Below are 19,244 nucleotides of genomic sequence, written 5' to 3'. Positions count from 1 at the left end.
CATATCCCTCGCAAAGCTCCCTGCTTCTCGTCTTTATCTCCGGCGCTGACCTGCGATCACAGGCTGGACGGATTCATGATCGCGGCGTGGAGATCGCGATATTCCTCACAGCTCGTATTGCCGCAGAGCGTCTTGATCGTGCTCAACTGATCCTTGGCGAGGTCCATCTGGCCCTTGATGACATAGGCTTCGCCGAGATACTCGCGAACCAGCGTATACTTCGGGTCCATGGCGACGGCCTTCTGGTAATAGGAGATGCCTTCGTCGGTACGGCCGAGCTTACGGGTGGCGTAGCCGCGATAGTTCAGCGCTTCTGCCGTATTCGGATTCTTCATCGTGTCGAGCACAGCCAGGGCTTCCTCGTAGCGATGATCCTTCTTGGCGAGCGAGTAGGCATAATCCGCGCGGTTTTCGTCCGTGACGTTGGCGCCCTGCTGCTTGACGCACTTCTTCGTCTTCTGGTCGTAGATCTCGCCCTTCTTGCAGGTCGGCGTCGTGCTGGAATCGTCGCCGGCAGCAAAGACCGGGATGGCGAAAGCGCCGAGGGTCAGGCTTGCGCCGAGAGCGATGGAAGCCAGGCGAATTGCTTTGGTCGTCATGGAATGTCTCCTTGCAAAATGAACGTTGCGAGGGGAGAACACACCATCGGCATCTTTTATTCGGACGATGCGCAAAATTTTTTCGGCGCATCCCAAGCCGGGACGCCGTCACTCTTTTGTGACCGCCCCGGCATCGAATAGACCACCCTCGCCACGTGTTTCCATCCCAGGCCCCTCAAGGGCGCAGGAGAAACTCGTGACCGATACCGTCAAACTTCTAAGCCTTGCCGTCGCAACGCCCGATAACATCATCCTCCAGACTGACGCCGCCGAGACGGCGAGCCGCCTCTTCTCGAGCCGCTTTCAAGATTTCAAATATCTCGCCCGCGTTTTCGAGAGCACGGGCATTCGCAAGCGCCATGTGGCGCGGCCTCTGTCCTGGTTCGAACAGCCGCATGGCTGGCAGGACCGTATGGCTGCCTATACGGAGGTGGCCTCTGAGCTTTTCTGCCGGACGGCAACGGCGGCGCTGCAACGCGCTGGTCTTGAGGCCCGGCATGTCGACTGCGTTGTTACAGTCTCATCCACCGGACTTGCGACGCCGAGCCTCGACGCGCGGCTCGCCGGCTTGATGGGCTTCCGTACCGATATCGAGCGTGTGCCGGTCTTCGGGCTCGGCTGTGCAGCCGGCGTATCCGGTCTCGCGGTCGCGACGAAGATGGCACGAAGCCGGCCGGGCGCCGTCGTCCTTTTTATCTCGATCGAACTCTGCTCCCTTGCCTTTCGGCTGGACGAACTGACACGGCCCAACATCATTGCCACCGCGCTGTTCGGCGATGGAGCGGCAGCCTGCGTGCTGCGGACCGGCGAAGGCGGAATTGCAGAGATCGAATCGACGGGCGAACATCTTTTCCCCGACAGCCTCGGCATCATGGGCTGGAAGATCGATGACACCGGCTTCGGCATCATCCTCGAACAATCACTGCCGGTCTTTGCCGAGACGCATCTCAGGGGCGCCGTTGCCGGCATTCTGGAGCGATCCCGGTTTTTGATCTCCGATATCGACCGCTTCATCTGCCATCCCGGCGGCGCCAAGGTGTTGGCGGCGCTCGAAAGCGCACTCGGCCTTGAAGAGGGTTCGCTCGAAATCGAACGCGAGGTGATCCGCGACTACGGCAACATGTCCTCGCCCACGATACTGTTCGTGCTGGAGCGGGTGATTGCGACCGGCTTGCCGGAGCGTTCCGCCCTGCTCGCCATGGGACCGGGATTTTCGGCAAGCTGCATCACCTTGAGGAAGGTCGCCTAATGCCGTGGCCATCGATCGCACTTCTGACTTTCGTGACGCTGCAGCGGCTGGCGGAGCTCGTCTATGCAAAGCATAACACCGCAGCGCTCCTTGCCCGCGGAGCCCGTGAATATGCAGCGGAGCACTATCCCTTCATGGTGGCGACGCATGCGGCCTGGCTGATCGGATTGTGGTTCTTAGCCATCGGCCGGCCGGTCGATCCCTTATGGTTCGTGCTGTTCATGGTGCTGCAGGCAATGCGCCTCTGGGTGCTGGCGACGCTTGGGGAACGCTGGACGACGCGCATCATCATCTTGCCCGACGCGGCGCTGGTGACCAAAGGACCCTATCGCTTCCTCAGCCATCCGAACTATGCCGTCGTCGTCGGCGAGATCGCTGTCTTGCCGCTTGCCTTCGGCATGCCGCTTTACGCCGCGATCTTTTCGCTGCTCAACGGCATCATTCTTACGATCCGCATCCACGCCGAAAACGCCTGCCTGAAACAGAGTACGGCCTGACCGCATTTTTCAATTGCGCCGGCGAAATTTGGCAGGCATTTTCGATGCTTAGAGCGCGGTCAGACAATACGGAACGACCGGGCGGCAATGCAATAGGCATGCGGATAGCAGGATAAAATGACAAAGGACGCAATCGTTCTCGGTGCGGGCATCGTCGGTGTTTCGACGGCAATCCATCTGCAGCGGCGGGGACGGCAAGTCGTCCTCGTCGATCGCCAGCCACCAGGCCAGGGAACATCCTTCGGCAATGCCGGCCTCATCCAGCGCGAGGGCGTGGTGCCCTACGGCTTCCCGCAGCAATTCGGCCTGCTGCTGCGCTATGCCTTCAACAATCGCATCGACGCGCATTATCATCTGCGCGCTCTGCCGGCGCAAATCGCCTTCCTCGCGCGCTATTGGTGGAACTCCAATACCAAGCGCCACGAGATGATTTCGCGTGCCTATGCGCCGCTGATCGAACATTCCGTCAGCGAGCACAACGATCTCATCGAAGCCTCGCATGCCGAAGAGCTCATTCGTAAAAACGGCTGGGTGGAGCTGTTCCGTTCGAACGAGAAGCGCGACGCCGAGTTTGCAGAAGCGGAGCGTCTCAACCGTGAATTCGGGATCGGCTACGACGCTTTGAGCGGTGCGGAGATCACAACCATGGAGCCGCATCTCAGAGGCAATTTTTCCGGCGCGCTTCGTTGGCGTGATCCCTGGTCGGTGCTCGACCCGCACGGGCTGACATCAGCCTATCGCCGATATTTCGAAAGCATTGGCGGGCGTGTGACGACGGGAGATGCCGTCTCACTCGGAATGGCCGGCTCGGCCTGGAGAATGGTGACGGCGGAAGGGTCGATCGAGGCGGAGGATGTCGTCGTCGCACTCGGCCCCTGGGCCGATATCGTCACGAAACGCTTCGGCTATGCCTTCCCGCTCGGCGTCAAGCGCGGCTATCACATGCATTACGCCACCGAGGGCGACGCCATCCTCAACAACTGGACGCTGGATGCCGAGCGCGGCTATCTGCTGGCGCCGATGAGCCGGGGCATCCGGCTGACGACCGGCGCCGAATTCGCCCTGCGCGATGCTCCGAAGACACCGGTCCAGCTCGACCGTGCCGAAGCCGTCGCGCGCACCACCTTCCCGCTCGGCGAACGGCTCGATCCGGAACCCTGGATGGGAGCACGGCCTTGCACGCCCGACATGATGCCGATCATCGGCAAGGCGCCGCGCCATAACGGCCTATGGTTCGCCTTCGGGCATGCCCATCACGGGCTGACGCTCGGGCCTGTGACCGGCCGCGTGCTCGCCGAGCTCATCACCGGCGAGAAGCCCTTCATCGATATTTCGGCTTATGCTCCGGGCCGGTTTGCTCCCTGAACTGCTCTATCTCACGCAATTCCGGACGGAAAACCGCTACGCACTTTTCCTGGAATTGCTTCAGAGGATTGCCCGGAGGCTTTTGACAGACGCATCGACGATTTCTTCGATCGTGGCGTCGATATCGACGGTGACGACACCGGGCTCGCCCGTCGGCACTTCCAGCGTCTGCAATTGGCTTTCGAGCAGCGAGGTCGGCATGAAATGCCCCTTGCGCTCGCCCATGCGCTTCGTCAGCAGCTCTTTGGAGCCTTCGAGATAGATGAAATAGAGGTGACCGCCGGCGGAGGCCCGCAAGCGCTCGCGATAGACGCGCTTCAGCGCCGAGCAGGTCACGGCAACGCCTTCGCCTTTCGCAAGACTTGCCGATATTTCCTGGCCGATCTTTTCCAGCCAGGGCCAGCGATCCTCATCCGTCAGCGGAATGCCCTTGCTCATCTTCTCGACATTGGCTGCCGGATGCAGAGCATCGCCTTCGATGAAATGGATGCCGAGCCTGGCCGCCACACCCTCACCGATCGAGGATTTACCGCTGCCGCTGACACCCATGACGATGATGGCAAGCGGGGTGTCCTGATTATCGCGCATAGGCCTATCCGAAATGATTGATTTCAAACCGGGCACGGCGCTCTTCAGCCATGCCCGACTCACAACTTGGATCAATCCAGCGGAAAGAAACAGGAAAATTTATGCGTTCCGTCGCCCGCCAGTTCCGGTTCGACCTGCCGGCACTTGTCCTGGGCACGCCAGCAGCGCGGATTGAAGTGGCAGCCCTTCGGCGGATTGAGGGGCGACGGCAACTCGCCCTGGAGGCGGATGCGGTTCTTTTCGCGATCCGGATCGGCGATCGGCGTCGCCGACAGAAGGGCCGCAGTATAGGGATGGCGCGGCCGGCTGAAGACCTCGTCCGCCGTGCCGGTTTCCACCGGGCGTCCGAGATACATCACCATCACGTCGTCTGCGATGTGACGGACGACGGAGAGGCCATGCGAGATAAAGAGGTAGGCAAGGCCCATCTCCTTCTGCAGATCCATCAGCAAGTTCAGGACCTGCGCCTGGATCGACAGATCGAGTGCGGACACCGGCTCATCGAGCACCAGCACCTTCGGCCGCAACATCAGGGCACGCGCGATGGCGATGCGCTGACGCTGGCCGCCCGAGAACATATGCGGGTAACGATCATAATGTTCCGGACGCAGACCGACGCGTGCCATCATCTCCTCCACCTTGCGGCGTCGGGTCGCGGCATCATCATCCGTGTTGATCTTCAGCGGCTCTTCCAGGATGGAGCCGACCTTCTGGCGCGGGTTCAGCGAGCCATAGGGGTTCTGAAACACGATCTGCACGGCACTGCGCAGGCTGCGGTCGCCGAGCCTGGCGGGCTTGCCGTCGATCAACAATTCGCCGGCCGTCGGATTTTCGATCATCGTCACGAGGCGAGCGAGCGTCGACTTACCGCAGCCGGATTCGCCGACGACAGCGAGCGTGCGGCCCGACTGCAGGCTGAAGCTGACGCCGTTCAACGCTTTGACGGTCGCTTCCGGTTTGAAGGTGCCGCGCTTGACGGTGTAGAAGCGGGCGAGATCGCGCCCTTCGAGAACAGCGCCGGTCATGCGGCACCTCCTGCTTTTTGCGTGGCGGCAATGCCGGGGTGACCGAGCGGCTTGCCATGTTCCAGCGGATAATTGCATAGGGCTACGCCCAGTTCAGGCCCCTGACGCCTCACGCCCTTGTCGCATTCCGGCGTTGCAAAGGAGCAGCGCGGCGCAAAGAGACAGCCCGTCGGCCGATCGTGCTGACCAGGAACGACGCCGGCAATCGACGGCAGGCGCTCGCCGACTTCGGCGCGCTCCGGCAGAGCCGAAAGAAGGGCTGCCGTATAGGGATGATGCGGGTCGCGGAACAGTTCCTTGACCGGCTGCTCCTCGACCTTCTGGCCGGCATATTGCACCTGCACGCGCTCTGCCGTTTCGGCGACGACGCCCATGTCATGCGTGATGAGCACGAGCGCCATGCCCTGCTCTCGCTGAAGGCGCACGAGCAGGTCGAGGATCTGCGCCTGGATCGTCACGTCGAGGGCGGTCGTGGGCTCGTCGGCGATCAGAAGCTTCGGATTGCAGGCAAGCGCCATGGCGATCATGACGCGCTGGCTCATGCCGCCGGACATCTGATGCGGGAAGTTCGACAGGCGATCCGCAGGGGCTGGAATGCCGACGAGATTCAAGAGCTCGATCGCGCGTTCGCGGCGCGCCTTGCGGTCGAGGCCCATATGGATGCGCAGCGTCTCGCCGAGCTGAAAGCCGACCGTGAAGCACGGGTTGAGGCTCGACATCGGCTCCTGGAAGATCATGGCCATGTCCTTGCCGATGATCTTGCGGCGCTGACGCGAGGAGATACCGCGCAGGTCCTTGCCGTCGAACATCATGCGGTCGGCGGTGATCTTCGCCGTCCAGGGCAGAAGGCCCATCATGGCAAGCATGGATACGGATTTGCCGGAACCGGATTCGCCGACGATCGACAGGATTTCTCCTTTGTCGCACGTCAGCGAGACGCCATCGACGGCCCGGAACAAGCCGGACGAGGTCTGGAATTCGACGGAGAGGTTTTCAATATCGAGAAGTGCCATTACGACCTCTTCAGCTTCGGGTCGAACGCATCGCGCAGGCCGTCGCCCATCAGATTGATGGCGAGCACCGTGATCAGGATGCAGAGACCGGGGAAAGTAACGAGCCAAGGGTTGCTCTGGAAGAATTCGCGGGAGTCGGCAAGCATCGTGCCCCATTCCGGCGTCGGCGGCTGGGCGCCTTGACCGAGAAAGCCGAGCGCGGCGGCTTCGAGAATGGCAGCCGAGAAGGCGAGCGTCGCCTGCACGATCAGCGGACCCAGACAGTTCGGAAGTATGGTCTTGAACATCAGCCGCAGATGGCCCGCGCCGGCAACCCGCGAAGCGATCACATATTCCTTGTCGCGCTCAGCCATGACGGAGGCGCGCGTCAGACGGACGAAATGCGGCTGGTTGACGATCGAGATTGCAATCATCGCATTGATCAGACCCGGGCCCAGGATTGCCACGAGCACCAGGGCGAGCAGCAGCGACGGAACCGCAAGAATGATGTCCATGACACGCATGATGATCGTGTCGACACGACCACGGGCGTAGCCGGCGATAAGTCCGATCAAAATGCCGACGATCGCCGAAAGCGAGGCGACGACGAGGCCGATGAACAGCGAGAAGCGCGTGCCGTAGATGAGGCGCGACAGGAGATCGCGACCATTGGCATCGGTGCCGAGTAGGAAGCTGCTGTTGCCGCCCTCCGCCCAGGCGGGCGGCAGGCGCTGCATGTCACTGCCATAGGCCACATCGGGATTATGCGGCGCTACGAGACCGGCGAAGATCGCCAGAAACAGGACGAAAAGAAAGATCGCAAGGCCGATGACGGCGCCCTTGTTGCGAGAGAAATAATACCAGAACTCCGCAAGAGCGGAAGGACGGTCGGATTTGACACTAACCGTTTTGACGCTAACCGTGCTCATGGGCCGCTCCTAGTGACGAATGCGTGGATTGACGAAGCCGTAGAGCAGGTCGACGACGAGATTGACGAGCATGACGATGCCGGCGATCAGCAAGAGGCCGCCCTGCACCACCGGATAATCACGCTTGAAGACCGCATCGATCATCCACTTGCCGATACCCGGCCAGGAGAAGATGCTTTCCGTCAGGATGGCGCCGCCGAGCAGCACGCCGACCTGCAGGCCGATCGTGGTGACGACGGGGATCATCGCATTTCGCAATGCATGCACGGAAACGACGCGCAGTGGCGAGAGGCCCTTGGAACGAGCCGTGCGCACATAATCCTCGCCGAGCACTTCGAGCATCGCCGAGCGCGTCTGGCGCGCGATGACGGCGAGCGGGATCGTGCCAAGCACGATGGTCGGCAGGATCAGCGAATTGAAAGCGGACCAGAAGGCGCCCTTCTGGCCGGACAGCAGGCTGTCGATCAGCATGAAGCCGGTGATCGGCTTGAAGAAATAGATGAGTCCGATACGGCCCGACACCGGCGTCCAGTGCAAATAACCGTTGAAGACGATGATAAGCAGCAGGCCCCACCAGAAGATCGGCATGGAATAGCCGACGAGGGCGACGCCCATGACGCTCTGGTCAAACCATGTGCCGCGCTTCACGGCAGCGAAAACGCCGGCCGGTATGCCAAGACAGATCGCGAGGATCATGGCACAGATCGACAGCTCGAGCGTGGCCGGGAAGAAGGTCAAAAAGTCGGTCAGCACGTCACGCTTTGTCGTGATCGAGGTGCCGAGATCGCCATGAAGGGCATTCCAGATATATCGGCCGTACTGCACGACCATCGGCTGGTCGTAGCCGAGATCGTGCGAGATCTGCGCATGGCGTTCCGGCGACATGACGCGTTCGCCCGATAGCAGCATGACAGGATCGCCGGGAAGCAGGCGGATGAAAGAGAAGGCGACGATCGATACGCCGAGAAACGTCGGGATCAGAACCGCAAGGCGGCTGAAAAAAAATCGCAACATGACAGTTGTCCAAATTTTTCCGGCGGTCAGGCAAGTTGCCTGACCGCCGGGTCGCCCGACCCTAGCCGGGCATTCTCACAGATTTTTCGTTATTCGGCGATATCGACGCCGTCGAAGCGGTGAATACCGAGCGGATCCTGGAAGTAGCCCGTGACATTCTTTGTCATCGGCATGAAGACTTCCGAGTGATCGATCGTCATCCACGGTGCTTCGCGCTTGAAGACGACCTGAGCCTCTTCGTAGAGCTTGGTGCGCTCCTTGACGTCAGCCGTCTGCTTGGCCTTCTTCACCAGACCGTCGAATTCCTTGTTGCACCACTGTGCACGGTTGTTGCCGCCGACAGCGTCGCAGCCGAGCAGCGTGTCAAGGAAGTTGTCCGGGTCGCCGTTGTCGCCGGTCCAGCCGAGGATGGCCGCGCCATCGCGGTCCTTGGCGGAGGAGAGCTTCAGGTACTGCGCCCAGTCATAGGTGACGATCTCGACCTTGACGCCGATCTTGGCGAGGTCCGCCTGCATGAGTTCGGCAGCACGGCGAGCGTTCAGCATGTAGGGACGCGACACGGGCATCGCCCAGATCTTCATGCTGAGATCCTTGACGCCGGCCTTTTCGAGCAGCTTCTTGGCTTCTTCCGGATTGAACGCGTCGTCCTTGATGTCCTTGTTGTAGGACCACATGGTCGGCGGGATCGGGTTGGTCGCAACCTTGGCAGAACCCTGGAAAACGGCATCGACGATGGCCTGCTTGTTGACAGCCATGTTGATGGCCTTGCGTACCTCGACCTTGTCGAACGGAGCAACCAGCGTGTTGTAGGCGAGATAGGAAACGTTCAGGCCTGCCTGATCGAGAACCTTGAGGTTCTTGTCGGCCTTCAGATCCTTGATATCGGCCGCATTCGGATACGGCATGATGTTGCATTCACCGGACTTCAGCTTCTGCGCACGAACGGAGGCGTCCGGCGTGATCGCGAAGACGAGATCGTCGATCTTTTCCTTGCCCTTGAAGTAGGTTTCGTTCGCCTTGTAGCGGATGACGGCATCCGGCTGGTAGGCGACGAAGGTGAATGCGCCAGTACCGAGCGGCTGCTGGTTCATCTGCTCCATCTTCTTGTCGGCCTGCAGCTTGTCTGCATATTCCTTCGAGAGGATCGAGGCGAAGTCCATAGCGAGGTCGGCGAGGAACGGAGCTTCCGGGCGGTTCAGCACGAACTTGACGGTGAGGTCGTCAACCTTGTCGATCGACTTGATGAGCTTCGGGAAACCCATGCCATCGGCATATTCGTAGGTACCGCCGGCGACATACTTCGCCCAGGGGCTGTCCGTGCCGAGCTGACGGCTGATCGAGAAGATCACGTCATCAGCGTTGAGGTCACGCGTCGGCGTGAAGAAGTCGGTGGTCTGGAACTTGACGCCCTTGCGGAGCTTGAAGGTGTATTCCTTGCCGTCCGGAGACACGGTCCAGCTTTCGGCAAGGCCCGGCTCGATTTCGGTGCTGCCATGCTTGAATTCGACAAGGCGGCTATAGACCGTGCGCGACGAGGCGTCGAAAGTGTTGCCTCCGGTGTAGAGACCCGGGTCAAAACCTTCCGGCGAGCTTTCCGAGCAATAGACAAGCGTTTTTGACCAGGCGGACGTCGCCATGACCGAAGCCAGGGCTGTCACTGCCAGCAGGACAGAAATCTTTTTCATGATATCGTTTCCCAGATTTGTTATTCTTTTGAAGCCGTGGACACCACCAGAGGTTCCTATTCGGATCGCGCCGATGGAACTTTATTTTAAGTTTGAAAGCAACAAGCGCCGCCTAAAATTTTTCCAATTTCTAGAGTTTGGAAATTTTTGGACGAAAAAACCTCTGAATTGGTAATTTTCTGGCAAAAATTTGCACGCTTTTAGCAGATTCAGCACGATTTGCCGTTTTCCTCTTCCAATCCGCCAACCGCCTATTGCCCGGATAGGAGGCAATACAAACGAAAATCCGCAGCTACCGGCGGTAACTGCGGACTGAAACATGTTCGAATTTCAGAGGACCGATCAGGCGGCCGGGGCTGCAACTACCGGCTTCTTCGCAATCGCCTTGTGATCCTTGTCGGTAAGGCCGAGGAGGAAGTTGATCTGCGGGCGAGCCTTGACGAGGTCGTCGATGGAATATTCGGTCAGAACGTCGAAGAAAGCATTGAGCGCCTTGCGCAACGCCGAGTTGAGACCGCAGCTATCGACCAACGGGCATTCCACCACGCCATCCTCGAAGCATTCCGCCATGGCGAAACTGTCTTCGGTAACACGGACGACATCGAACAGGCTGATATCGGTCGCCGGCTTGCCAAGGCGCACGCCGCCATTGCGGCCACGCACCGTTTCGACAAGGCCAGCCTTGGTCAGCGGCTGCAGAATCTTGAAGAGAAACAGCTCAGATACGCTGTATGCCCTGGCGATTTCCGGAATTCGGCTCAGATGGCCTTCATTGGCGGCGCAATACATCAGCATGCGCACTGCGTAATTGGTCTGCTTGGTCAAACGCATGCCGATCTCCTGGAATCGAGGCTGCTTAGGGGCTGGTCCCGTATATAGTGGCTTTCTTAGTTTTGAACAATTCCAAAATATGAAATTCATATTCAGCTTATTTAGAAAGCCGGCCATCCAGCCGTGCGATCTCCAACCGGCCATGTTCGAACCTTAGGGCACGGAAATCCAGACCGCCATTTCGCAGCCGCCCGGCTCGCGGAAATGGAACCGACGACCGCCAGGAAAATCGAAAGCCGGGCGGGTGATGACGCCGCCGGCGAATTCGACGGCGCGCTGGGCGGCTTCCAGATCGGTGGTGCGCACGACGGGCAAAGGCGTGCCGGCCGCCTCCCCCGCGTCCCCGTCTATGCCGGCATCTATTCCGGCCGCCTCGATGACATGGTAAGTCGGTCCATAGCTGACGAAGCTCCAGTCGAAGGCTTCCTCGAAGAAGCGGCGGGTCTTCAGGCCGTCTTTCGACGGAAATTCGAGATAGTCGATCTGATAGGTCACGGCCATCGCGCGGCCCTCCCGTTGTTCTTGTTTTGTTCTAAATGAAAACAGCGGCCCTGACAAGATGACTCCATCGAAAACAAACGCAATAAAAAAGCCGCCGTCCGAAAAAATTCCGGACGACGGCCGATGGAAGCCAATGATTGCGATGCTTATTTCATCGTCGGCATGACGAATTCGGCGCCATCCTTGATACCGGACGGCCAGCGCGCGGTGATCGTCTTCGTGCGCGTCCAGAACTTGATGGAGTCCGTGCCGTGCTGGTTGAGGTCACCGAAGCTCGAAGCCTTCCAGCCGCCGAAAGAGTGGTAGGCGAGCGGAACCGGGATCGGAACGTTGATGCCGATCATGCCGATATTGATGCGCGAAGCGAAATCGCGAGCTGCATCGCCGTCACGGGTGTAGATGGCAACGCCGTTGCCGTATTCGTGCTTCATCGGAAGGTCGAGGGCGTCCTCGTAGTTCTTGGCGCGAACGACCGACAGAACCGGCCCGAAGATCTCGGTCTTGTAGATGTCCATCTCCGGCTTGACGTGGTCGAACAACGTGCCGCCGACGAAATAGCCGTCTTCATAGCCCTGCAGCTTGAAGCCGCGGCCATCGACGACCAGCTTGGCGCCTTCTTCGACGCCACGGTCGATCAGGCCGTTGACGCGGTTATAGGCATCCTTGGTGACGAGCGGGCCCATGTCGGCCTTCTCATCGGTATAGGGGCCGATGCGCAGGGATTCGATCTTAGGAACCAGCTTCTCGACGAGACGGTTGGCCGTCTCCTCCCCGACCGGAACCGCGACCGATACCGCCATGCAACGCTCGCCGGCCGAGCCGTAGCCGGCGCCCATCAGGGCGTTGACGGCCTGGTCCATATCGGCGTCGGGCATGATGATCATGTGGTTCTTGGCGCCGCCGAAGCACTGAGCGCGCTTGCCGTTCATCGCGGCCGTGCCATAGACGTAGCGGGCGATCGGCGTGGAGCCGACGAAGGAAACGGCAGCGATATCCGGATCCGTCAGGATGGCATCGACGGCAGCCTTGTCGCCATTGACCACGTTGAGGATGCCTGCCGGCAGGCCGGCCTCGATCATGAGTTCGGCAAGGCGGATCGGCAAGGACGGATCGCGCTCTGACGGCTTCAGGATGAAGGCGTTGCCGCACGCGATCGCCGGCGCGAACATCCACATCGGGATCATGCCTGGGAAGTTGAACGGCGTGATGCCGGCGCCGACACCGACCGGCTGGCGGATGGAGTACATGTCGATCGCCGGGCCGGCGCCTTCGGTGAACTCACCCTTCTGCAGATGCGGAATGCCGCAGACAAATTCGCAGACTTCGAGGCCGCGGATGATATCGCCCTTGGAATCCTCGACCGTCTTGCCGTGCTCCGAAGAGAGCAGGGTCGCCAGCTCATCCATGTTCTGGTTCAGCAGTTCGACGAACTTGAAGAAAACGCGGGCGCGGCGCTGCGGGTTGGTGGCGGCCCATTTCGGCTGCGCAGCCTTGGCATTTTCGACGGCTGCACGCAGTTCGTCGACGCCCGCGAGCGCGACGGTTGCCTGCATTTCGCCGGTTGCCGGATTATAGACGTTGCTCGTGCGTCCGCTCGTGCCGGCGACGTGCTTGCCGCCGATGAAATGACCGATCTCACGCATGGATGTGCCTCCTCGCTTTCTTGGATGGTGACAGGATGGCACTTCAATTTGCACAAATCAATGAGCTGCTATAAGCAACCGTTGTGCAAAAATTAAAGTCCGAAAGCATGTCGCGCAAAAGTGTATAGCGGTTTTTGCGATAGCGACATGCGGAAGACCACAGGATTTAAAGTGCAAGAGAGGATATGCTGATGGATTGGGATGATGTCCGCATGTTTCTCGCTGTGGCGCGCACCGGGCAGATCCTGGCCGCTTCGAAACGGCTGGGCGTCAACCATGCCACCCTCTCCCGCCGCGTGACGACGCTGGAGGAACGTCTGAAGACGCGGCTGCTCGTGCGCCGCACCAATGGCTGCGACCTGACGGCGGAAGGAGAGATCTTCCTTCACGCGGCAGAGCGCATGGAAACGGAGATGCTGCGCGCGCAGGCAAGCGTCGGTCACCTCGACAGCGCGATCACAGGCACGGTTCGCATCGGTGCGCCCGACGGCTTCGGGGTTTCCTTCCTCGCGCCACGGCTCGGGCGGCTGATCGCCCGCTATCCGGAGCTGCGCATCCAGCTCGTGCCCGTTCCCCGCTCCTTCTCGCTGTCGCAGCGCGAGGCCGATATCGCCATCACCCTGGAACGGCCGGAGCAAGGACGTTTGGTCTCATCGAAACTGACGGATTACACGCTCGGGCTCTATGCTTCGAAAGCCTATCTCGAGCAGGCAGGATTGCCCGACAGCGTCGAGGCGCTGAAGCTGCATCCGCGCGTCGGCTATGTCGAAGACCTGATCTTCACGGCATCGCTCAATTTTTCCGGTGAGATCATGCGCAGCTGGGACGCCTCGTTCGAGATCTCCACGGCCATCGGCCAGACGGAAGCAGTGCGTTCCGGCGCAGGCGTCGGCATTCTGCATGATTATATCGCAAGGCAGTTTCCGGAGCTCACCCGCATTCTGCCGGATGTCTCCATCAAGCGTGCCTATTGGACGACCTATCATGAGAGCGCTCGCGATCTCGTGCGTGTGCGCACTGTTGCCGACTTTTTGCAGGAACTGGTCAGCGAGGAGCGGCGGATCTTCCTGTAAATGACGCCGATGGAGGCGCCTCCGGCTCGAAGGTAATGGTCACGGCATCAAGCTGCACCACCATGATGGCGCATGCGGCGGTTGAGCCTCCGCATGCTTCGGCGGCTCCTCGTTCTCGTCGGGGTTGGGCACGGGAGCTTCATCCGGCAACCTGTCCGGCTCCGGCTCTCCAATCGGCGGCTTCGGCGCCCAGCCTGGCTCCGGCATCGGAGGCGTATCGGGAATAGGCTCGTTCGGTACAGACATGCCCGCTCCTTTCGTCTGCTTGCCGATATGGACACAACGATGAGCGATGCCGCCGGTTCCAAGATAATTTGGGATGCGGGCAGCGTTTGCGATAGAGGCGCGGTTCGCCACCCTTACGCCTTGCTGCTGGACAAAGGCCGGGTGAAGCCTAGTATTTTCGCGGAGAGATCAGGAGCCAGGACGATGAGCGACAAGAAGCAGCAGAAACTGGACGAGAAGGAACACAAGGAACAGGACGATTATCTGGAGGAAGCGCTGGAGGAGACTTTTCCGGCAAGCGATCCGATATCGCCCGGCCATGTCTCGAAGAAGCCTGAAGACAAGAAGTAGGCCCGCAAGGCCAAAGGCGTCGGCATCTTCTACGAACGAACCAGGGAGAAAATGGTACGGTTGGGGGGTCTCGAACCTCCGACCTCAGGTGCCACAAACCTGCGCTCTAACCAACTGAGCTACAACCGCACTTGCTCGCGTCGCCGCGAACGGGGGTGACATACGAGGACTTTGAAATTATTTCAAGTCCTATCTCCCCGCAATATGAAAAAGCTTTGCGGATATCCAAATGATGATGCTCGGTCAGATACCGGTCAGGCCGGCTTCTGCTGCAAATGAAAAGTCCCGCCCCCGGCTTTCACCTGGGAACGGGACATTCGTGCCTTGGGAGGCTTATCGGAAATGATTAGGCCTTGAAGGAGGCCATTGCCTTTTCAGCGGCGTCCTTGGCGGGCTTTGCCAGCTTTTCAGCAACCTTCTTGGTGGTGTCCTGAATGGACTTGGCCTGCTCGACGGTAACTTCGGCCTGCTTGCGGATGAAAGCGGTCTGAAGTTCGAAGAGTTCCGCCGCTGACTTGACGCGAAGCAGGGCTTCCATGTGAGCCAGCGAGCTTTCAGCATTGGTGCGCAGAACGTCGATGGCCTTGAGGCCGATTTCTACGGAACCAGCCTGTGCAGTCTGAACGGTTGCTTCAACCGTCTTGCCTGCCTCTTCGGTGGCGGCCTTCAGCTTTGCAAAGGCTTCCTTGGACTGGGCAGCGCCCTTTTCCGCGAAGTCGCGGAAGGATTCGGAGAACTTTGACGGGTCGAATGCCGCCGTTGAAAAAACGTCGTCTTTCTTTACAGTAGCCATGATTATGCTCCTAAAAGGGCCCTCCTTGAGGGGCCGCCGTGAACCTGTGTGAGGAGTATATAATATAAATTATTGTGCAGTGCAACATAATTGTGCGCCGCACAAGGCGTTAACCTTTCCGGCCGAAAAATGGACCGTTCGCTGGACCGAAAAGCGGCGTGCCGTTATTAATAAACCGTTAAATCACGAGAGGCGGTTACGCCCGCAAAACAGGTTGGAAAATGCCCGCAATTCAATATCCGTTCATTGACATTGCCGTGCATCCGCGCGTTCGGGAACGTTTCGCGCGCGGTGAAGCCATGGTCATGTTCTCGACCGGCATGGACCGCGTGCTATGGGCAAACGCCGCCGGCGCCAACCTTTTCGGCTATAACATCATTTACGATTTCCTCGAGCAGGGACCGAAGTCCGGCGACATCTCGTTTCGCCAGATCGAGGCGACCGCGCGTGGCCTCGGTGCGGTCGGCGACCAGCGCACATTCCTGATCCGTATGGCTTCGGGCTTCCAGCGGGCCGTCGTCAATGCGGCTGTCGAACTCATCCGCATCCAGGCCGGCGAAGAAGCCGTGCTGTTCTCCTCTCCGGTCTCCTCAAAGCCGCTCACATCAGCCGAATGCGCCAAGCGCATGATCGATGGGTTCGACGATCCCGATACCCATATGGCCGTCATCGGCCGCGATGGCGAGATCGTTACCGCCTCAGCCGGCTTCAGGGCGCTTGGCGTCACGCCGCAGACCGCGCGGATGATGACGACCATGGCCGGCGCACAGCCGGATCGGCTGATCAAGCGACCGATCCCGACCGGGCGTGGTTATCTGCCCGCCGCCATCGGCAAGCTCTCCGAAATCCCGGCCCTGCACCTGCTGTTCGTCGTCGAAACGGTGCTTGGCCATCTCGACCCGACGGAAAGCCTTGCCGACGAAGCCCGCCCCGCTGCGGCCAGCGAGCCGCAGGCGGAGGAAGTCCGCAATGAGCTCGAGGCAGCAGTGCCGGATGAGGAGCCGAAGCCCGCGCCCGCCGCACCCTTCGGCGACATCATCGATGCGGTGGCTGAGATCGAGGAACTGGACGAGACACCGGAATATCGCGAGGACGAGCAACAGGAGGCGGCTCCGGCGGCCGGAAGCTCGAGCGAAGCCGGAACGGAAGCGGCTGCCGATGCGGATATCGCGACCGACGCAATGGCCGAAACCGAAGCTGACGCCGATGAGCATCAGCCGGAAACCGTGAAGGACGGCGGAGACAATGCTGCCGCAGAGGCGACGGCAGCTGCAGAGCCGTCTTCGCGGGAAGCCCATGCAGATACCGAAAACACGCCCGCACAAGGCTTCAATTTCAAGCGCAACGGACGCGCCACCCGTTTCGTCTGGAAGATCGATGCCGCCGGCCATTTCAGCGAGGTTTCGCGCGAATTTGCCGATGCGGTGGGGCCGCATGCCGCCCAGATAGCCGGCACGGCGTTTGTCGATGTGGCCCGCCGTTTCAATCTCGATCCGGACGGCAAGATCGCGGAACTATTGGCGCGGCGCGACACATGGTCTGGCCGCACGATCTACTGGCCGGTGGAAGGGACGAGCCTGACCGTGCCGGTCGACCTTGCCGCCCTGCCGACCTATACGCGCAGCCGCGAATTCGATGGCTTCAGGGGCTTTGGCGTCGTCCGCCTGGCGGATGCCGTCGAAGATCCGATGAAGCGCGGCATGGCTCTCGGCACGCAGGCGGCTGACGACGCCGCGGCGGATGCCGAAATGCCCCCGGAAGCAGAGGCGGTATCGAACGAGCCTCTCGCCCCCGAAGTTGAAACCCCTCAGACGACAGAAGAAATAGAGAGCTCCGCTCAGGATAGTGTGGAAGCCGACCCGGCTCCCACTTACGAACCGCCCGCCCTGCGGATTTCCGAGACGCCGAACCGTCGAGAGTCGGACAAGGTCGTTCGCCTGCATGAGCGCCGGACATTGGCGCAAACCGGCCTTTCACTCAGCGAACAGGCAGCCTTCCGCGAAATAGCCCGACAGCTTGAACCTCTGGGCAAACGCGCGGAACCGTCTGGGGAGCAGCCTGGTGACGAGCGGCATGAGGACGGTACCGACACCCCGCCGCAACCGAATGCGACAGACGAGATCCTTTCCGAGACCTCCGAAACGGGCGGTGAAAATGGCCACGTCGACGACCAGCAGCCGGCTATACCAGGTGTAGAAGAAAAAGCATCGCCGCCGGTCGTGACGTTCATTGAAGCGGCGGATGATAACAGCCCGAAAACGGCTGACGAGGCCACCACCGAAGTTGCGCCGGCATCAGCCGAGCCGGAGGAAGATTTCGACCCTCTCGATGTCCTGAACAACGCCATTCCGTCACGCGTGAAGATGCGCACGGGCCTGTCGTCCGACATCGTCGACCAGCTGCCGCTCGCGATCCTCATCCACGCCGGTGACCGCCTGATCCACGGCAATCCGGAATTCCTACGGCTGACCGGTTATGACAGCCTCGATGAACTCGAACAGGTCGGCGGGTTGGATGCGCTGCTGCAGCGCAATGACCTGGAAGGCAAGACCGAGCAGCCCGGCGCGATGATGGTCGTGCGCGCCGACGATGCGCTGGTGCCGGTGACGGCCCGGCTGCAGTCGATCCGGTGGGAAGACGGCACAGCCTTGATGCTGGCGTTGATGCCGGTGGAAAAGAGCGAGCCGCCCGCACCGCCGCCACAGCCAATTCCTGAAGAAGCCCGCCCCGAGCGCATCCTCGAAAAGGTCGCCAAGTTGCAGGTGGAGATCGAGGAGCTGCGCTCGACGCTGGAAACGGCAACCGACGGTGTGATCATCATCGGCCAGGACGGCGAGATCCGCTCGATGAACCGCTCGGCGAGCGCCCTCTTCAATTACGATGACCAGGAAACCCGCGGCAAACCCTTCGTCATGCTCTTTGCCCATGAAAGCCAGAAGGCGGTGCTCGATTATCTTGGCGGCCTTTCGGGCCATGGCGTCGCCAGTGTGCTGAACGACGGCCGCGAGGTGATCGGACGCGAGGCTTCCGGCGGCTTCGTGCCGCTGTTCATGACCATGGGCCGGCTGAACTCATCGAACGGCTATTGCGCCGTCATCCGCGACATCACGCAATGGAAACGTACCGAAGAAGAGCTGCGCAACGCCAAGCGCGCCGCGGAAACCGCCAATGCCCACAAGACGGATTTCCTTGCCCGAGTGAGCCATGAAATCCGCACGCCGCTCAATGCCATCATCGGCTTTTCCGACATGATGGCCGGCGAGCGCTTCGGGCCGATCGGTCACTCACGCTACATCGAATATGCCACCGATATCGGCCGCTCCGGCCGCCACGTGCTCGACATCGTGAACGACCTTCTCGATATCTCGAAGATCGAAGCCGGCGAGATGGATCTGGATTTCGCCTCGGTCGGCCTGAACGAAGCGATTACCGAAGCGGTGTCGCTGGTGCAGCCGCAGGCCAACAGCCAGCGCGTCATCATCCGCACCGCTCTGTCGCAAGCCGTGCCGAATGTCGTGGCCGATCTGCGTTCGATCAAGCAGATTGCGCTGAACATCCTTTCGAACGCCATCCGCTTCACCCCATCGGGCGGCCAGATCGTCGTGTCGACTGCGTATGAGGGCAATGGCAGCGTCGTCCTGCGCATCCGCGATACCGGCGTCGGCATGACACGCTCGGAGCTGGAGCAGGCGATGAAGCCCTTCCGGCAGGTGTCCACCAATTCCCGCAAGCGCGGCGATGGCACGGGCCTGGGACTGCCTCTGACCAAGGCGATGGTCGACGCCAACCGGGCGACTTTCTCGATCAACTCAGCCCCTAACGAGGGCACGCTGGTCGAGATCACCTTCCCCTCGCCGCGGGTATTGGCGAATTGAGATGATCTC

Annotated in this window: 18 protein-coding genes and 1 tRNA gene; 6 read left to right on the top strand and 13 right to left on the bottom strand. The window is 60.5% G+C overall.

Features of this window, described 5'->3' with window-relative positions; translation table 11 throughout:
- Window positions 1–56 precede the first annotated feature (56 nt).
- On the bottom strand, window positions 57–599 hold the full coding sequence (locus AC13QE_RS24105; protein WP_132715887.1) for a tetratricopeptide repeat protein: 543 nt from the start codon (window positions 597–599) through the stop codon (window positions 57–59).
- Window positions 600–795: 196 nt separating this feature from the next.
- Between AC13QE_RS24105 and AC13QE_RS24100 the strand changes: the two genes are divergently transcribed.
- The 3 genes from AC13QE_RS24100 to AC13QE_RS24090 all read left to right on the top strand — a co-directional run bounded on the left by AC13QE_RS24100 (window position 796) and on the right by AC13QE_RS24090 (window position 3,710).
- Complete coding sequence (locus tag AC13QE_RS24100; RefSeq protein ID WP_488485558.1) at window positions 796–1,848, top strand: type III polyketide synthase; 1,053 nt, start codon at window positions 796–798, stop codon at window positions 1,846–1,848.
- Window positions 1,848–2,345, top strand: coding sequence for an isoprenylcysteine carboxyl methyltransferase family protein (locus AC13QE_RS24095; protein ID WP_488485557.1), 498 nt, complete (start codon window positions 1,848–1,850; stop codon window positions 2,343–2,345). The genes AC13QE_RS24100 and AC13QE_RS24095 overlap by 1 nt, the downstream gene beginning before the upstream one ends.
- A gap of 117 nt (window positions 2,346–2,462) precedes the next feature.
- Window positions 2,463–3,710: an NAD(P)/FAD-dependent oxidoreductase gene (locus AC13QE_RS24090; protein WP_488485556.1), complete on the top strand. Its 1,248-nt coding sequence runs from the start codon at window positions 2,463–2,465 to the stop codon at window positions 3,708–3,710.
- 60 nt (window positions 3,711–3,770) lie between these two features.
- Here AC13QE_RS24090 and AC13QE_RS24085 read toward each other — a convergent pair whose 3' ends face one another.
- From AC13QE_RS24085 to AC13QE_RS24045, 9 genes are all read right to left on the bottom strand, one after another.
- Window positions 3,771–4,298, bottom strand: a complete 528-nt coding sequence (locus AC13QE_RS24085) for a gluconokinase (protein ID WP_488485555.1) — start codon at window positions 4,296–4,298, stop codon at window positions 3,771–3,773.
- A 71-nt stretch (window positions 4,299–4,369) separates the two neighbouring features.
- A complete protein-coding gene (locus AC13QE_RS24080; RefSeq protein WP_488485554.1) occupies window positions 4,370–5,323 on the bottom strand; it encodes a peptide ABC transporter ATP-binding protein in 954 nt (317 codons plus the stop codon).
- Window positions 5,320–6,336: an ABC transporter ATP-binding protein gene (locus AC13QE_RS24075; protein WP_488485553.1), complete on the bottom strand. Its 1,017-nt coding sequence runs from the start codon at window positions 6,334–6,336 to the stop codon at window positions 5,320–5,322. The genes AC13QE_RS24080 and AC13QE_RS24075 overlap by 4 nt, the downstream gene beginning before the upstream one ends.
- Window positions 6,336–7,244 carry an ABC transporter permease subunit gene (locus AC13QE_RS24070; protein ID WP_488485552.1) on the bottom strand — a complete coding sequence of 303 codons (909 nt, stop codon included), beginning with the start codon at window positions 7,242–7,244 and terminating at the stop codon, window positions 6,336–6,338. Before AC13QE_RS24070 ends, AC13QE_RS24075 begins: the two co-directional genes overlap by 1 nt.
- 9 nt (window positions 7,245–7,253) lie before the next feature.
- Window positions 7,254–8,258: an ABC transporter permease subunit gene (locus tag AC13QE_RS24065; RefSeq protein ID WP_132715880.1), complete on the bottom strand. Its 1,005-nt coding sequence runs from the start codon at window positions 8,256–8,258 to the stop codon at window positions 7,254–7,256.
- An 89-nt stretch (window positions 8,259–8,347) separates the two neighbouring features.
- Window positions 8,348–9,943: an ABC transporter substrate-binding protein gene (locus AC13QE_RS24060; RefSeq protein ID WP_488485551.1), complete on the bottom strand. Its 1,596-nt coding sequence runs from the start codon at window positions 9,941–9,943 to the stop codon at window positions 8,348–8,350.
- Window positions 9,944–10,285: 342 nt separating this feature from the next.
- On the bottom strand, window positions 10,286–10,774 hold the full coding sequence (gene rirA, locus AC13QE_RS24055) for an iron-responsive transcriptional regulator RirA (RefSeq protein ID WP_015338873.1): 489 nt from the start codon (window positions 10,772–10,774) through the stop codon (window positions 10,286–10,288).
- Window positions 10,775–10,927: 153 nt separating this feature from the next.
- The gene (locus AC13QE_RS24050; protein ID WP_015338872.1) at window positions 10,928–11,275 is read right to left on the bottom strand and encodes a VOC family protein; all 348 of its coding nucleotides are present in this window, start codon (window positions 11,273–11,275) and stop codon (window positions 10,928–10,930) included.
- A gap of 146 nt (window positions 11,276–11,421) precedes the next feature.
- Window positions 11,422–12,918 carry a CoA-acylating methylmalonate-semialdehyde dehydrogenase gene (locus AC13QE_RS24045; RefSeq protein WP_488485550.1) on the bottom strand — a complete coding sequence of 499 codons (1,497 nt, stop codon included), beginning with the start codon at window positions 12,916–12,918 and terminating at the stop codon, window positions 11,422–11,424.
- A 191-nt stretch (window positions 12,919–13,109) separates the two neighbouring features.
- Here AC13QE_RS24045 and AC13QE_RS24040 point away from each other — a divergent pair, with 191 nt between their 5' ends.
- A complete protein-coding gene (locus AC13QE_RS24040; RefSeq protein ID WP_132715875.1) occupies window positions 13,110–13,991 on the top strand; it encodes a LysR family transcriptional regulator in 882 nt (293 codons plus the stop codon).
- A gap of 39 nt (window positions 13,992–14,030) precedes the next feature.
- Here AC13QE_RS24040 and AC13QE_RS24035 read toward each other — a convergent pair whose 3' ends face one another.
- The gene (locus AC13QE_RS24035; RefSeq protein WP_015338869.1) at window positions 14,031–14,237 is read right to left on the bottom strand and encodes a hypothetical protein; all 207 of its coding nucleotides are present in this window, start codon (window positions 14,235–14,237) and stop codon (window positions 14,031–14,033) included.
- A gap of 183 nt (window positions 14,238–14,420) precedes the next feature.
- On the opposite strand from AC13QE_RS24035, the gene AC13QE_RS24030 reads away from it, so the two are divergent.
- The gene (locus AC13QE_RS24030; RefSeq protein WP_015338868.1) at window positions 14,421–14,567 is read left to right on the top strand and encodes a hypothetical protein; all 147 of its coding nucleotides are present in this window, start codon (window positions 14,421–14,423) and stop codon (window positions 14,565–14,567) included.
- A 52-nt stretch (window positions 14,568–14,619) separates the two neighbouring features.
- On the opposite strand, the gene AC13QE_RS24025 is transcribed toward AC13QE_RS24030, so the two are convergent.
- Both AC13QE_RS24025 and AC13QE_RS24020 read right to left on the bottom strand, forming a co-directional pair.
- A tRNA-His gene (locus AC13QE_RS24025) sits at window positions 14,620–14,696 on the bottom strand.
- Window positions 14,697–14,913: 217 nt separating this feature from the next.
- Complete coding sequence (locus AC13QE_RS24020; protein WP_015338867.1) at window positions 14,914–15,360, bottom strand: phasin; 447 nt, start codon at window positions 15,358–15,360, stop codon at window positions 14,914–14,916.
- Window positions 15,361–15,581: 221 nt separating this feature from the next.
- Here AC13QE_RS24020 and AC13QE_RS24015 point away from each other — a divergent pair, with 221 nt between their 5' ends.
- Window positions 15,582–19,235, top strand: coding sequence for an ATP-binding protein (locus AC13QE_RS24015; RefSeq protein WP_488485549.1), 3,654 nt, complete (start codon window positions 15,582–15,584; stop codon window positions 19,233–19,235).
- The last annotated feature ends 9 nt before the right edge of the window (window positions 19,236–19,244 follow it).

This window comes from Martinezella sp. CNPSo 3957, assembly GCF_057784395.1.
This window is presented reverse-complemented; position numbering and strand designations above follow the sequence as displayed.